The 14857-nt window shown below is 44.2% G+C and carries 12 protein-coding genes; 8 read left to right on the top strand and 4 right to left on the bottom strand.

Annotated elements, in window-relative coordinates; all coding sequences use genetic code 11:
• Window positions 1-124 precede the first annotated feature (124 nt).
• Both KE627_RS03475 and KE627_RS03470 read left to right on the top strand, forming a co-directional pair.
• A complete protein-coding gene (locus KE627_RS03475; RefSeq protein ID WP_013728641.1) occupies window positions 125-1309 on the top strand; it encodes a DUF2075 domain-containing protein in 1185 nt (394 codons plus the stop codon).
• A gap of 78 nt (window positions 1310-1387) precedes the next feature.
• Entirely contained in the window at window positions 1388-1744 is a 357-nt protein-coding gene (locus KE627_RS03470; RefSeq protein ID WP_013728640.1) for a YxeA family protein, read from the top strand.
• A 105-nt stretch (window positions 1745-1849) separates the two neighbouring features.
• Here KE627_RS03470 and KE627_RS03465 read toward each other — a convergent pair whose 3' ends face one another.
• The 4 genes from KE627_RS03465 to KE627_RS03450 form a co-directional block, all read right to left on the bottom strand.
• Window positions 1850-3121, bottom strand: coding sequence for an ISL3 family transposase (locus tag KE627_RS03465; protein ID WP_211772869.1), 1272 nt, complete (start codon window positions 3119-3121; stop codon window positions 1850-1852).
• A 316-nt stretch (window positions 3122-3437) separates the two neighbouring features.
• Window positions 3438-4709 carry an ISL3 family transposase gene (locus KE627_RS03460; protein WP_035181568.1) on the bottom strand — a complete coding sequence of 424 codons (1272 nt, stop codon included), beginning with the start codon at window positions 4707-4709 and terminating at the stop codon, window positions 3438-3440.
• A gap of 225 nt (window positions 4710-4934) precedes the next feature.
• Window positions 4935-5609 (bottom strand): CPBP family intramembrane glutamic endopeptidase, encoded by a 675-nt coding sequence (locus tag KE627_RS03455; protein WP_013728639.1) that lies wholly within the window; start codon window positions 5607-5609, stop codon window positions 4935-4937.
• Window positions 5610-5963, bottom strand: coding sequence for a VOC family protein (locus tag KE627_RS03450; RefSeq protein WP_013728638.1), 354 nt, complete (start codon window positions 5961-5963; stop codon window positions 5610-5612).
• Between the two features lie 170 nt (window positions 5964-6133).
• Here KE627_RS03450 and KE627_RS03445 point away from each other — a divergent pair, with 170 nt between their 5' ends.
• From KE627_RS03445 to KE627_RS03420, 6 genes are all read left to right on the top strand, one after another.
• Window positions 6134-7672, top strand: coding sequence for an ABC-F family ATP-binding cassette domain-containing protein (locus KE627_RS03445; RefSeq protein WP_041805965.1), 1539 nt, complete (start codon window positions 6134-6136; stop codon window positions 7670-7672).
• A 270-nt stretch (window positions 7673-7942) separates the two neighbouring features.
• Window positions 7943-9544, top strand: coding sequence for a peptide ABC transporter substrate-binding protein (locus KE627_RS03440; RefSeq protein WP_133286470.1), 1602 nt, complete (start codon window positions 7943-7945; stop codon window positions 9542-9544).
• A gap of 46 nt (window positions 9545-9590) precedes the next feature.
• Window positions 9591-10613 (top strand): lipoate--protein ligase, encoded by a 1023-nt coding sequence (gene lplA, locus KE627_RS03435; protein WP_049775799.1) that lies wholly within the window; start codon window positions 9591-9593, stop codon window positions 10611-10613.
• Between the two features lie 20 nt (window positions 10614-10633).
• Window positions 10634-11809: a mandelate racemase/muconate lactonizing enzyme family protein gene (locus tag KE627_RS03430; RefSeq protein ID WP_056939145.1), complete on the top strand. Its 1176-nt coding sequence runs from the start codon at window positions 10634-10636 to the stop codon at window positions 11807-11809.
• Between the two features lie 187 nt (window positions 11810-11996).
• Window positions 11997-13940 carry a DUF5776 domain-containing protein gene (locus tag KE627_RS03425; protein WP_013728633.1) on the top strand — a complete coding sequence of 648 codons (1944 nt, stop codon included), beginning with the start codon at window positions 11997-11999 and terminating at the stop codon, window positions 13938-13940.
• 170 nt (window positions 13941-14110) lie between these two features.
• Window positions 14111-14854 carry a sulfite exporter TauE/SafE family protein gene (locus KE627_RS03420; protein WP_056939144.1) on the top strand — a complete coding sequence of 248 codons (744 nt, stop codon included), beginning with the start codon at window positions 14111-14113 and terminating at the stop codon, window positions 14852-14854.
• The last annotated feature ends 3 nt before the right edge of the window (window positions 14855-14857 follow it).

The following is a 14857-nucleotide window of genomic DNA, read 5'->3' as shown; positions in this document are numbered from 1 at the left end:
TCGCTGATTTGTTTGTCTCTATTATTCATGATAATTGGTAGCGATTGCAAGCTTGATCTTTCTGGAAATTAAAACGGCGAAAAGTTATCATGATATTATGAGCTTTGAGAGAAGGAGTAACCCAATGGAATCTTTGGAATCGCACACCTTAAATGCATTTTCGAAAAATATTGAACTGACTGACCACCAGAAAGCTGTTTTAAAGCAAATTGACGCCTTTTCTCGCCAACATTTAAAAGAAGACGGGCACGCGGTGTTTGTTTTGATGGGGGATGCCGGGACCGGCAAAAGTTTGATCTTGAATCAACTGTTTACCGAGTTGGCCCAAGTCGTTGACGATGCCTATTTTCTGGTCAATCATCCCGAACTCCTAAAAGTGTATCGCGAGTTGGCTGGGCAAACCCCACACATGCTGAAAAAGTACTATCAGCGGCCGACGAGCTTTATCAATCAGATGCATAAGCAGGGCAAACAGGTCAATTTGACGGTTGTCGATGAGGCCCATTTGTTGCTGAGCAAGCCGGATCACTACAATAACTACTATGGTGACAATCAGCTGCAGGACATCATCAATTTAAGCCGGGTGACGATTGTTGTTTTTGATCCGCATCAAGTGTTGCGAACCAAGAGCTTTTGGAATAAAGCCAGATTGGAAAAATTGATCGCCCCATATCCTCACGATTTAGTGCATCTTAAGCAGCAGTTTAGAATGCAGGCCGGCCCGAAGCTGATGAATTGGCTGGATCACTTTATTGACGGGGATGTTATACCCGCGATTCCCAGTGACGTTGGCGACTATGACTTTCGTATTTTTGCCGATGCTGAAAAGATGTTTCAAACGATCATCAAGAAAAACGACCAGTATGGCTTATCGCGAATGACGTCAACCAGTGGCTATCCCTCAACCTTGGATGGTGGGAAACATTTGGTCAACGAAGGCAACTTTCATCTACCTTGGGATCAATATAATTTCACCAGTACCCCATGGGCTGAGCAGCCACAAACGATTGACGAGGTCGGCAGCATTTACACGGTTCAGGGGTTTGATCTGAACTACATTGGGATTATCATTGGGCCGCCGTTTTATTTAACTGCCGATAACCGTCTGGGCGTCGATCCCAGCAAAGTCACTGACGTGGAGATCTTCAAGCATCGTTCCGACATGTCGAAAAAAGATTATGAAGAAAGTAAAGTTGAACTGCTAAGAAATTCATTGAACGTTTTGCTGAGGCGGGGGATTAAAGGGATGTATCTGCACGCCCACGATCCACGTCTGGAACGTTATTTGGAAGAAATGATGCCTAAATAGTGACCTGGCAAATTGATTGACAGGCTGGTTGGGATTAGATATAGTTTGTCCATAGACAGAATATGAGGGAGATCGACCATGAAGAAAAGAACAATTATCATTTTGGCGGTTCTTGTTGTGCTTGGTGCAATTGGCGGTATCTGGTATCATCACAATTATGCGAGAATCTTTTACTATGGCCAAGTTGGCAAATTGGAACGAACTGAGAATTCGCCCGGCAATAACCCGGATGTTCATTACTATTTGATTAAGGCTTACAATGACAAAGGTCAGGGTAAGACCCTTGAAGTGGGCTCGGTTGACGGTAAGTATTTCGTCAAAGGTCACTATATCAAGATTGGTTACTCAAGATCGAAGAATGTCGTTGACTATGAGGGAATTCCTTATTCACAGGTGCCTAAAGCAGCTAAGGAAAAGTTGAATCATTCTAATTAAATAGAGTGGAACGCAAGGCGTTTTGATCCCAGAATTTAAGCAAAAAATCGAGTTATTCCGGTTCTTCGTCAACTGTTGTTGGTGAACAAAATATTGGAGTTCTAATCACTTGGTGATTAGGGCTCTTTTTGTATGAACTCGAAAAGCGAACAGCACTCTTAGCCGGAATCTGAAGAAGTTTCGGTAACCAAATCCAGTGCGCTTAATGACTTTAATCTTGTTGTTTGAACCTTCTAATGGCCCGTTGGTGTAGTGGTGGGTGAAAGTGTTGCCAATTTCATCATGATGAGCCGCCAAGGTTTGGAGGGCTGCCAACATCTCTTCCGAGCACCCCTGCAGGTGGTGAAAGGCTTGATTATAGTTGGGCCAGTCGCGGTTTTTGATGGTTTCACGTAACCGATTCATCACGTCGTAAGTTTGCTTGAGCTCGGGATCAATGTCCAGTAAAGCATCAACCACATCCGTGGCAGTTGCCGGATAAGGGAAGTTTGTCCACTTACGGAAAGCCTCGTAGTTAAGGTGATTGGCCGGCGTTAATAATAGTTTCCAATAGCGTTTCAAGGCGTGATACTGGCGTGAGGAAGTGGCCGGGGTTTTCATGAGACGCACTCGCGTCTTATTAAAAGCCCGGTTTAAAGCGTTAACCAGGTGGAAGGGATCGATGACAACGATGGCGTTCGGGAAGATCTGCCCAACCAATTTGGGATAGGTATAGTTCATATCGGTAACGATAATTTTCACATTTTCTCGCGCGGCTTGGTCATAATGTTGGAAGTACTTTTGAAGCTGATAGATGGTTCTAAAGGGCAACAGGTCAATCAATTCGTGGGTTTCCGCGTCCATAAATTCAAAGCTCATCGCGTCGGTGGCGCTCTTAGTACTTTTAACTTCGTCCATGAGGAGAACTTTGGGTAAGTAGTGCCAGTTGGTTTGAAAGTCGTGTTCAGCGCGCAAGAGCTGCCGACCAACGAATGAATCCGAAGTGGACAATTCATTGGCAATGTGTTTGAGGCTCACTGGTTCCGTTAACTTCTCTAAACATTGTTTCCGGGTTGTATTTGAAATCGTGCAGTGCTTCGGCACTGCACTCGTCTGCGCCAGGAAGTTGGTATGACAAGCCTTACAGTGAAAGTTTCGCCGATTGAGGCATAGGATAACCGTGCTGCCCAATGTTTTAGCGAATCTAATGGTGGTCTTCCGCCAACCATAGCCAATGATCTGGTGATCATTAATAACCCCACAATTGCGGCAGGCCTTGGGAGAATAGTTCAGTGATCCATTTAATCTGATTACCCCATCATCACCTATTTTGCCATTCTCAATTTTTAAGTGTTCATCATCTATTCCTAACAACATTTTCGTAGTATCATTTGACATAGGGCATTTCCTTCTTTCTCTAAAATCTTCGTGGTTGTTGGTTTTGATGAACGGACAGGAAATGTCCGCTTTTTTTATTCTAATGAAAAACAAAAAATCTGTCATCAGTAATAGATAAAAATCTATTACCAACAACAGATATTGTAGAGCCGTTATTCCTGTTCTTGGAATAACTCGATTTTTTGCTTAAATGGCCGGGAGCGGCCGATCGTTCCACGTTTAAACTAGATAACAGTGGATCTCAACGGAGGTCGAGGCATAGCTCATTGTGGTTCTTCGTCAACTGTTGTTGGTGAACAAAATATTGGAGTTCTAATCACTTGGTGATTAGAGCTCTTTTTGTATGAACTCGAAAAGCGAACAGCACTCTTAGCCGGAATCTGAAGAAGTTTCGGTAACCAAATCCAGTGCGTTTAATGACTTTAATCTTGTTGTTTGAACCTTCTAAGGGCCCGTTGGTGTAATGGTGAGTAAAGGTATTGCCAATTTCATCATGATGAGTCGCTAGGGTCTGGAGGGTTGCCAACATCTCTTCCGAGCAGCCCTCTAAGTGATGGAATACTTGATTATAGTTGGGCCAATCACGGTTTTTGATGGTTTCACGTAACCGATTCATCACGTTGTAAGTTTGCTTGAGCTCGGGATCAATGTCCAATAAAGCATCAACCACATCAGTGGCAGTCGCTGGATAAGGGAAGTTTGTCCACTTACGGAAAGCTTCGTAGTTGAGGTGATTTTCCGGCGTTAATAATAGTTTCCAATAGCGTTTTAGGGCGTGATACTCGCGTGAGGAAGTCGCCAGGGTTTTCATGAGGCGCACCCGCGTCTTATTAAAAGCTCGATTTAAAGCGTTAACCAAGTGGAACGGATCGATGACAACGATGGCGTTCGGAAAGATCTGCCCCACCAATTTGGGATAGGTATAGTTCATATCGGTGACGATAATTTTCACATTTTCTCGCGCAGCCTGGTCGTAATGCTGGAAATACTTTTGAAGCTGATAGATGGTCCTAAAGGGTAACAGGTCGATCAATTCGTGGGTTTCCGCATCCATAAATTCAAAGCTCATCGCGTCGGTGGCGCTCTTAGTGCTTTTAACTTCGTCCATGAGGAGAACTTTTGGTAAATAGTGCCAGTTGGTTTGAAAGTCCCGTTCAGCGCGCAAGAGCTGCCGACCAACGAATGAATCCGAAGTGGATAACTCATCGGCAATGTGTTTGAGCGAAACCGGTTCGGTCAGTTTTTCTAAGCATTGTTTGCGGGTCGTATTTGAAATCGTGCAGTGTTTCGGCACCGCATTCGTCTGCGCCAGGAAATTGGTATGACAAGCCTTACAGTGAAAGTTTCGCCGATTGAGACACAGGATAACGGTGCTGCCCAATGTTTTTGCGAATCTAATGGTGGTCTTCCGCCAACCATAGCCAATAATTTGGTGATCATTGATAATCCCACAATTGCGGCATGCCTTGGGGGTGTAGTTTAGGGACCCCACCAATCGAATCACTCCATCATCACCCACTTGTCCTTCCTCAATTATTAAGTGTTCATCATCTATTCCTAACAACATTTTCGTAGTATCATTTGACATAGGGCATTTTCTTTCTTGACTTAATTCTGTGGTGGGAGCAAGTTAACGGACGGGAGATGTCCGCTTTTTTATTCTAATGATAAACAAAAAATCTGTCATCAGTAATAGATAAAAATCTATTACCAACAACAGATATTGTAGAACCCTCATTGTGAGCTGTGTCCCGATCTCTGTTTTAATTGTGATTTGGTTTTATGACTAAATAGTGCGGTTCATATTCTCATCCTATGGAATCAAATTGTTCATCATATGAAGTGCGATACTATAACGAATATCACGGAAATGCATGTAGGCAAACGATAAGCAGCAGCCGAGGGCGGAATACATGATCCAAGTCAGGTCAAAGCTCATCTCATGGGCAAACCCAAACAGCGAGCCGCTGACGATGACTGCCAAAAGATTGTTCAGCCGGTTATCTTTATTGAAGAAATAATTCATGAAGATGCCACGAAAAATAAGCTCCTCAAAAATCGGTGCGAGAATCCCGCCAAAAAAGATGTTCCACATGGGCATCTTGACTTCGGCGGCTTCGACAGCCTGTTGATTGCTGGGTGTAGTCAAGACGTGGTTGGCAATGAGCCACTGCCAAAGTATCTGGATAGCCGTCATCAAAATAAAAATCCATAACAGTTGGGCGATCCGCTTGGCAGTCGGATGCCGTCGGCCAAAATGCCGTGGATTGTTAGCAGCGAGCTGCTTACCATAACGCCAACCGATCAAAGCCAGGGCCCCGGCAATCAAAACCAGTGCCAGTCCCAGAAGGTGACGAGCACTCAGAGGGTCTTTGATGTATTGACCGGCAATTTCAAAAACTGATTCCGCTACAATATAAGTTGCCAGAAACCCCACGAATTTTAAAATTTGCGTTGATTTAGTGATGAGATACCTGGTTGGATTCATTTATCTGAACTCGTTAACTTCGATCCGATTCTTGTCAGGATCTAAAATCGTGATCGAATTAACGTTTCTCCTTACTTCAGTTTTTTCGGTCGGTTCACTCACGATATCCACAAAGTAGTTAATCAAATGGGCTTTGATATCGGCCATTTTGTCTTTAGCAATCAAGCCAAATGAGATTGGGTTGTCGACCTTGTCTTCCTCGTGGAAGTCAAGGAACATTTTGTGCATGTCCGCTCCCTTATCACCGTTGGGTAAATCAACAATTTGCAGGTCAAAGACCTCGTGGTAAAATCTGAGGCTGACTTCCAGGTTGGAGACGGGGATTGTAATGTATTCAATTTCTCTGATATTCATTTATGATCATCCTTTAAAAGTAATGTTTCCATTATATACCAAAGCGAAATCTTCGCACGATTAGTTTGACTACTATAGGAAACAAGAGTAACGTAACAAATTGTATGTAGTATTTCGAATTAATTAAGGAGTGAACTTTTTTGCCATTACTATCCGTATCAAATCTTTCAATGAGCTTTGCTGAGAAGGATCTGTACAAAGATGCTGAATTTACGCTTGAAAAAGGCGAGCACATGGGCGTGGTGGGTCAAAATGGGGTTGGTAAATCAACGCTCATCAAGATCATTACCGGAAGTGAACTGCCTCTTTCTGGGGACATAAAGTGGCAGAAAAACATTAAAATTGGTTATTTGGACCAGTATGCCGATGTTGAGGAAGATTTAACCCTGATCGACTTTTTGCGCACGGCATTTGCTGATTTATACAAAACTAGTGACCAATTGAATGAACTTTATAATACCTATGCTAAGACGGCCGATGATAAATTGTTGGAGCGGGCTGGGAAACTTCAGGACATCTTGGATTCCAGCGATTTCTATAACATTGACACCAGAATTGAACAGACGATTACCGGCTTGGGATTAGATAACATTGGTCGCGATCACCTGGTTGGCCAGATGTCAGGTGGTCAGCGTTCCAAGATCATCCTTGCCAAAATGTTGTTGGCAGATCCCGACGTCATTTTACTCGATGAGCCAACCAACTATCTGGACACCGCTCAAATCGACTGGTTGATCGACTATTTGAATGGGTTTACCGGTTCTGCACTGGTCGTCTCACATGATTATGATTTCTTGGAAAAAATCACTAACTGTATCATCAACGTTGCTTTTGGGAAGATTACCAAATATCGTGGTAGTTTCAAACAAGCGATGCGTCAACGGGCTGAGAGAGAAGAATTCCAACAGCGTGAGTACGATAAGCAGCAGGTCGAAATCGAGAAAGCTGAGCGCTTTATCCGTAAGAACAAGGCGGGTTCCAAGTCCACGATGGCCAAATCGCGGGAGAAGAAACTGGCCCATATGGATAAAATTGATCCGCCTTCGACTAATATCAAGGCCAGCTTCAATTTTCCCTATGAAGAAACCGGTTCTCATGAAGCCTTGACCGTCGATCATTTGTCGGTTGGTTACAATAAGCCATTACTTAAGCCGGTTACCTTCACCATTTCAATGGGAGAGAAGTTTGGCTTTGCAGGGTTTAACGGGGTTGGTAAGTCAACTTTGATCAAATCAATCCTCGGTCAACTGCCTGCCAAAGGTGGAACGGCCAAATTCTCGCCATCATCTCACATCAGTTATTTCAGCCAGGAACTGGAATGGGATAACAACCGGATGACGCCGATGCAGATTATTTCGGATAAATTTCCTAAATTAAACCAACGGGCAATCCGGACCAAGCTTGCCAAATGCGGTCTGGATGCTGCCAATGCCATTAAACCAATTGGGGAACTTTCCGGAGGTGAACAAACCAAGGTCAAATTGGCCATGATGGAGTTCACCCCGACCAACTTCCTGATTATGGATGAGCCCACCAATCATTTGGATGAAGAGACTAAAGAGGCCTTGAAGCGAGCTTTGGACCGGTTCCCCGGTAACTTAATTATTGTCAGCCATGAGTCCAGCTTCTATGATGGATTGGTTGATAAAGTCTTGAACGTGGAGCAATTGAGCTTAAAGGAAAAACCAGTGATTCGAGAAGAATCGTAAAATGAGATAAAAATATGATACCACACAAATAATTCTTTGTGTGGTATTTTTGTACCAAAATTTGTCCTTGATTTATGTGGTAAACCTGTTGTAAGATATTCACGTGTTAAAAGTTCAAAGCCAGCGACCTTCTCCCCTTGGTCACCTGTCCTTTGAACTTATTTTGGGGACCTCTTGTAAGCGGTAACAGGATTATTTGAAGGGAATGGTGTTAAGAATATGATCCATTATTTGAGAAATTTGCTCCTTTTAGCAGCAGGTGTTTTGAGTGTGGGGACACTAGCGGCTTGTTCGAGCCAGACTAAGTCAAAAGACAACAGCAAGTTGGTTCGAACGGCCAACTTGTCGGCGAACTATTCAATCGTGACCCTGGATATTTCAAAAGCCCAGGGCTTCGATAACGCCGGTAATCTCTATGATAGTTTGTTGTACATGAATAGGAATCATAAGCCGGTTCCGGCGTTGGCAAGTCAGTATCGTGTGTCCAATGCCGGTAAGACTTATACTTTCACAATTCGAAAGAACGCCAAGTTTAGTAATGGGGATCCAATTACAGCTGACAGCTTTGTCTATTCGTGGCAACGGACGTTGAATCCCAAGACCAAGTCCACCCATGCCTATCTGTTTGATGGCGTGAAGAATGCCGAAAAGGTCAACTTTGGGAAACTGCCGCTAAGCGCGCTGGGCGTTGCGGCACCGAATAAGCGAACGTTTGTTGTTCATTTGGATCGGCCGATTGCCTACTTCACTAAATTGATGACCTATCAGGCCTTTTCACCACAAGACAAAAAGATCGTTGACAAATACGGCGCCAGCTATGGCCAAGCTGCCAATAAGGCCGTTTTTTCCGGGCCATATGTCATCAAAAAATGGGCCCCACAATCCAATACTTGGACATTTAAAAAGAATCCAAACTACTGGGACAAAAAGCATGTCAAGATGAACACAATTCATATGAATTATGTGACTGATCCACAGACCAGTTTGTCGTTATATCAGGCACACAAACTTGATTTTACAATTTTAATTGGCGATCAGGTCACGCATTATAAGAATAGTGCCGACCTATACCACGGTCCGTACTCATACATGAACTATTTGGTTTATAACCAAAAGATCAAGAATCCAACCTTGCGGAAAGCTTTTAATAATGTGGATATCCGCAAAGCCGTTTCATTAACGATTGATCGCAGCCAGATTGCCAACAACCTCTTGAAAGGCGAATCACTGAAGCCAACTGGATTTGTTACCAAATATTTGGCTTATGATCCGGCCAACAATAAGGACTTTGCTTCTCAACAATATGGCGGTGAAGGGGTTGCCTATAATCCTAAGTTGGCCAAGGATTATTGGAACAAAGGATTAAAACAAATTGGTCAAAAGAAGCTGGCCTTTAACCTCATGGTTGCCAATTCAGATAACGTGAAGAAAGTGAGTGAATTTATCAAATCATCCGCTGAGAAACAACTTCCTGGATTAACGATTAATCTTCAGACGGTTCCTCAAGAAGTTCAGTATGCCCGCGGAGTTTCCGGCGATTTTGAAGCGTACATTACCGGTCGCGGAGCTGACATTGCTGATCCAACCGCCTTTCTGCAGCCGATGATGAGCAAGAATTCAATGAACTATGGCTCATGGCATAATGCAAAATTTGATCAGCTGATCAGCCAGTCAATTTATACCAACAACGCCAACCCATCGATTCGTTGGAACAAGATGTTGGCAGCTGAGAAGATTATCATGCAGGATCAAGGGGCCACACCTTTATTCCAGAATTACAACTTATATCTGAAACGACCTTATTTGCACGGCATTACCCACAATACAACGGGGTCACAATGGAATTATAAATATATGTATATTAAGAAGTAGTCTCAAAGAAGGGATCATTATTCATTATCTAGATACATCCAATGGATTGAAATATTTGAAGGACCCAACGGTTGAACAGGCCTTTCCGGAATACCTGCAGACAACGGCGAAGTTTTCAGATGCACTGGTGTATTTCTACCACCCGCAAACGCCAATTGTCATTTGTGGCGTTCATCAGAACGTTTTTGCCGAGGTGAACATGGCTTATCTCCAGGCCCACGGGATTGATTTGGTTCGCCGAGGTTCTGGTGGTGGAGCCGTCTACGTTGATCCCGGAAATCTGACGTACGTTTTTATTGATACTGAGCCAACTGTCCAACATCCCCATTTCAGAAAATACGCCCAACCAGTCGTTAAAGCGTTGCAGTCCCTGGGCGTCAATGCGGAGAGTGACAGTCGAAATGATTTAACAGTTGATGGCCGCAAGTTTTCCGGGATGTCAGCTTCCAAAATTGGTCATCGGGTGTCCTATGGCGGCACGCTGATGATTGATGTCGATATCGAGGCTGCCAGCTCAGTGTTGAAACCATCACGGGCAAAGTTGAGGGCTAAAGGCGTTCAATCGGTTCACAGTCGGGTGACAAATCTCCGCGAGCACTTTGATGCTGCCCATCGAACAGTTTCAATCGATCAAGTTCAACAAACAATTTTGACCCAAGTGTTTCAAACAACTAATCTGGCGCAAGTTCCAACCTATCGATTGACTGAGAAAGATTGGCAGGCAATTGTTTCGTTGGCTCATACTAAATATGGCAGCAAGACCTGGATTTTTGGCGCTGGCAATCAACATCAATATTACAGAGATGGTTATTTTAACGGTATTGGAACGGTCGGAATCGGGTTCTCGATTCAAGACAACCACGTGGTTGATTCGCAAATTTATGGGGATTTCTTACAACCAAATTCAAATCTTCATGCCATTACCGAGCGGTTGGATGGGACTGAATTCAATTTATCAGCCCTCACGGATGCCTTTGCAAGGGCTGATTTGACGACCAGCATCGGGCCGCTTCCACCGAAACGATTGGCCGAGATCATGTTGGATCGCTCACATGATGATCAGTTTTAAAGGCTGAAAAGGGGTGCTTTATGAAAATTATCAGCGTTGATATCTTTCAATTGCAGTGGTTTGGACTCATGCCAGCTTGGCATCCAGTTGTGATTCGAATTAATACGGATGCCGGCATCTCAGGATTTGGTGAAGCTGGACTGGCATATGGCAGTGGCGGTTTGGGAGCTGTCGGCAGTCTGAAAGATTTGGCCCATCGAGTGATCGGCCAAGATCCATTGCGGAATGAAGCCATCTGGAATGAACTCTATCAAGATACGTTTTGGGGAAAAGGCGGTGGGGTTGTCTTTTATTCAGCTGTGAGTGCCATTGATACCGCTCTTTGGGATATTAAAGGCAAATACTTTCATGCCCCTGTGTATCAGCTGCTGGGTGGTCAAACCCAAAACCGAATTCGAGCTTACGCCAGTCAAATTCAGTTCGGCTGGGGCAAGCATGTTGAATTCCTGGCGACACCAAAGGATTATGCTCAAGCAGCAGAAAAAGCTGTTCAAGAAGGTTATACGGCCCTCAAAGTTGATCCATTTATGATGCAGGCAGATGGAACATTTGGTGTGCATGACCAGCAACTGCTAACCCAGGCACAAATTCAAATGTATTATGATCGGATTGCGGCTGTTCGCCAAGCCGTGGGAGAGAATGTTGATATAATTTTGGAATGCCACGCTCGATTGAACGTCGATTCAGCCATTAAGTTTGCCGCTAAGGTTGAGCCCCTGAGCATTTACTATATGGAAGAGCCCAACTCACCGATGAATCCCCAGCTAACCAAAGAAATCCGAAATAATGTTTCTATTCCCTTAGCAAGTGGTGAGCGATTAGTAACTCGATATGGGTTCAAGCCATTTCTTGATGAACGATCACTGAGTGTGATTCAGCCCGACGTTGGCATCTGTGGTGGGATTACCGAAGCTAAAAAGATCAGCGATCTGGCGGCAATTGACGATGTCAGTATTCAATTTCACGTGTGTGGTAGTCCGATTGCAACGGCTGCCGCATTACAGCTGGAGGCAGTATTGCCCAACACTCTGATTCATGAGTACCATGAGATTTCCTTGAAGCAGCCCAATATCGATTCCGGTAAATATCACGTCGAGCCTAAGAATGGCTGGTTCACAATTCCTGATCGACCGGGAATTGGGCAGGAGTTGAGTACACAAGCCATGAAGGAAGCAATCACAGAAACAATTCAATAGTTAGCATACTGGGACCATTTGCCGGGACTAGACAAATGGCCCATTTTTATTGCCAAAAATGAATGAATTTAGCTGATTTAATGATTATAATGGCATTAACTATAAGACAATATTTATAGTAATTATAATCATACGTGTTAAAATACAGGTGTAAAGAGATGACAGGATTGATGAGGAGGTCCCCAATATGAAGACGAGCAGACTTATTTATATCAGCTTTTTAACAACACTCCTATTCGGAATCAGCGGTATTGCGGTCAAAGCAGATACGATTGACTCTGCAGGACCTAAGATTGAAAAGGTACCGATGCAACAAAATCAGACAATTACTTTAACTGACGATGATGTTTCCATAGAGGACGGGATCATTACAGATGTCGAAAATGAGGATTTGGCCCGTCAATTGCTTCAAGGTGGTCATTTGGTAGTTCCAGCAACACTGCAAGGTGAAACAGTAACTGGCATTGGCCCAGACGCATTCTCTACCGACAATTTATCGACAGTTGGAGATATTGACGAAGCAGGAGTTGGGATTCCAGAATATCGCGGGATCAAAGCGGTCACGTTTGAAGCGCCAAACCAGATTAAGACAATTGATTATAATGCCTTCTATGGCAATCAGTTGACCAGCATTGACTTGCCTGGAGTGACCACAATTGGCGACGAATCATTTACGGGTAACGAACTGACCAGCGTGTCACTGCCTAATGTTCAAACTGTTGGCAAGTGGGCATTTACCAACAATAAACTGACACGAGTTGATTTGCCCAAGGCAACCCAACTTGCGACTGGGGCATTTTCGGAAAACCGATTGACGAGCATCTCACTTGGCCAGGCGGACATTGAAATGAGTGCAAGAGCCTTTGGTGATCAATTCCAGATTCCAACCGGTCCTGACGAGAACCATTTAGTTCTTGTTTCTAAAGATTTGCTCCCGGTAGATGTGGTGACCAAGGATCCACTGACATGGGCAGCTTTAACAAAGACAATTAATGCCTCATTCAAGATTGCCGGAGTTGAACAAATTAACCCCGACCATGTTGATGTGGATGTGTTGGCAAACGACACGGATGTCACTGTTGCCAAGGTTAAGAACGATCAGAACAAACGACAGATGACAGATTTGCCAAAGCCTGCCGACACCCCAAATCAATTTACGGTCATTATGCACTATGAAGCTCAGCAGAATGATGGCTTGGGAGAGAACGCCACCAATCCAGAGCCAATTCATCGACTGGGTGGGTACGACTTAGGTGCGTTTGTCAAAGTTGTTAAACAGCCTGAGATTCCAGTCGTTCCACCGGTGAAACCCAGTCAACCACGGCCAACAAATCCCCAAACTACCCCAACACCAAATCGCTCAAGTGAATCGATAGGGGCCGCAGAGAGTCCAACCACCGCAGTTTCGCAACCCGGTGCAATTCCAACCCCAGATCATCCCCTAGCACAAAAGAATCAAGCTGTATACGCAGTGAAAACGATCAACTTGTACAAGGACAAAGACATGCAGTCACGTGACCGAATCGCCACCTATACCAAGAAGCCACGAATTAATCGGCCGATGTTTGTGGTAACCAAACAGGTGAAGGCAAGTAACGGCCAGATTGTGTACGCTGTCCGAGACGTCAACCATCACAGCACAACAGCTGGCAAGACTGGCTACATTACTAGCGATTGGGCATTCGTTCGTCCAGTTTATTACCAAAGCAATCACCAACAGCTGACGGTCATTAACCCAACTGGAGTCAACGAATACACGCACAAGAACTTGACCGGGAAGGTCAAAAATTTGAAGCAAGGGACTAAATTGAAAGTTAAGGGATTCATCAAATACCATCTGACAACCCGATACCTGCTTTCAAATGGCCACTATGTCACCGGTAATCGTAAAATGGTCACGGCTGAAAAATATCAGCAACCAAAGAAAGTGAAGATTGTTAAAGCCACTTATCTTTATAGCAACACCAACTTCGATAAACATGTTAAACAGCTCAAAACGGGCACCATTCTCAAAGTCAACAAAGTTGTTTATGCCCATCCTTATTCTCTGAGGGTCACTGGAAGTCAACGTTTCCAAGTAAAGGGTGGCTACGTGACGGCTAGTCCAAAGTATGTTCATGTGAGTTATTAATGAATTGTCAGAGAAGTAGCCGGCGAGCTGCTTCCCTGGTACATAAGTATCGACAGCCAGAAGCCGCGTTAACGTTTGAATTCCAACCCCAGAATGTTATTCTTAAGTCAAATATTGGTATGTGCAGGCGTAGCCAAAAACCACGGTGCCTGTGATGCGAAAGGAAAAGTATGCTTTCAATTATTTATTTGGTGCTCATGAGTCTCTTAGCGGGAGTCTTAACGGGAATTGTGGGGATGGCATCGTTGACCTTGTATCCGGTATTACTGTCGGTTGGCGTGGCACCGATTACTGCCAACGCAACGATTACCGTTGCCCAAGTCGGCGGCGGACTGGGAACCGTGACCTCCTCGTTGAGGGAGCTGCATGGTCACTGGAAACAGGCGTTTCAAATTGCGATTTTAAATACTTTAGGCGGCGTTTTAGGTGCGCTCATTTTAATTCATAGCACCAATAGCGGTTTCAAAAAATTAGTTCCAGTTTTCATCATGTTTGCCGGAATTCTGATCTTGACGCCTAAACGCCATGGCAAATCGGCATTTGATAGCCGAATTATTACCGTTGTAAGCTGGGTAAGTACTTTCCTGGTAGGAATCTATACCGGTTATTTTGGTGCGGCATCCGGATTGTTAATGATTGCGGTGCTTTCAAAAATTGTTCATGAAAACTATGCCATTTATAATTCAATGCGCAATTTTGCTTCGTTTATGAATAATATCGTGGCAGCAACCATGTTTATCTTCACGATTCCAATCGACTGGGCAGTGATTATCCCCTTGTTGCTGGGGTTATTTACCGGTGGCTACATTGGACCGATCATCGTGCGGTATATTCCATCTAAAGTTATCAAAACCGCAGTGGGGATATTTGCGATTGTCTTGGCAATTATCTTGGGTTATCAAGCATATTTGTAACAG

This window comes from Lentilactobacillus buchneri, from assembly GCF_018314255.1.
Lineage (GTDB): Bacteria > Bacillota > Bacilli > Lactobacillales > Lactobacillaceae > Lentilactobacillus > Lentilactobacillus buchneri.
The sequence above is the reverse complement of the archived record's forward strand: the minus strand, read 5'-3'. Positions and strand labels throughout refer to the sequence as shown.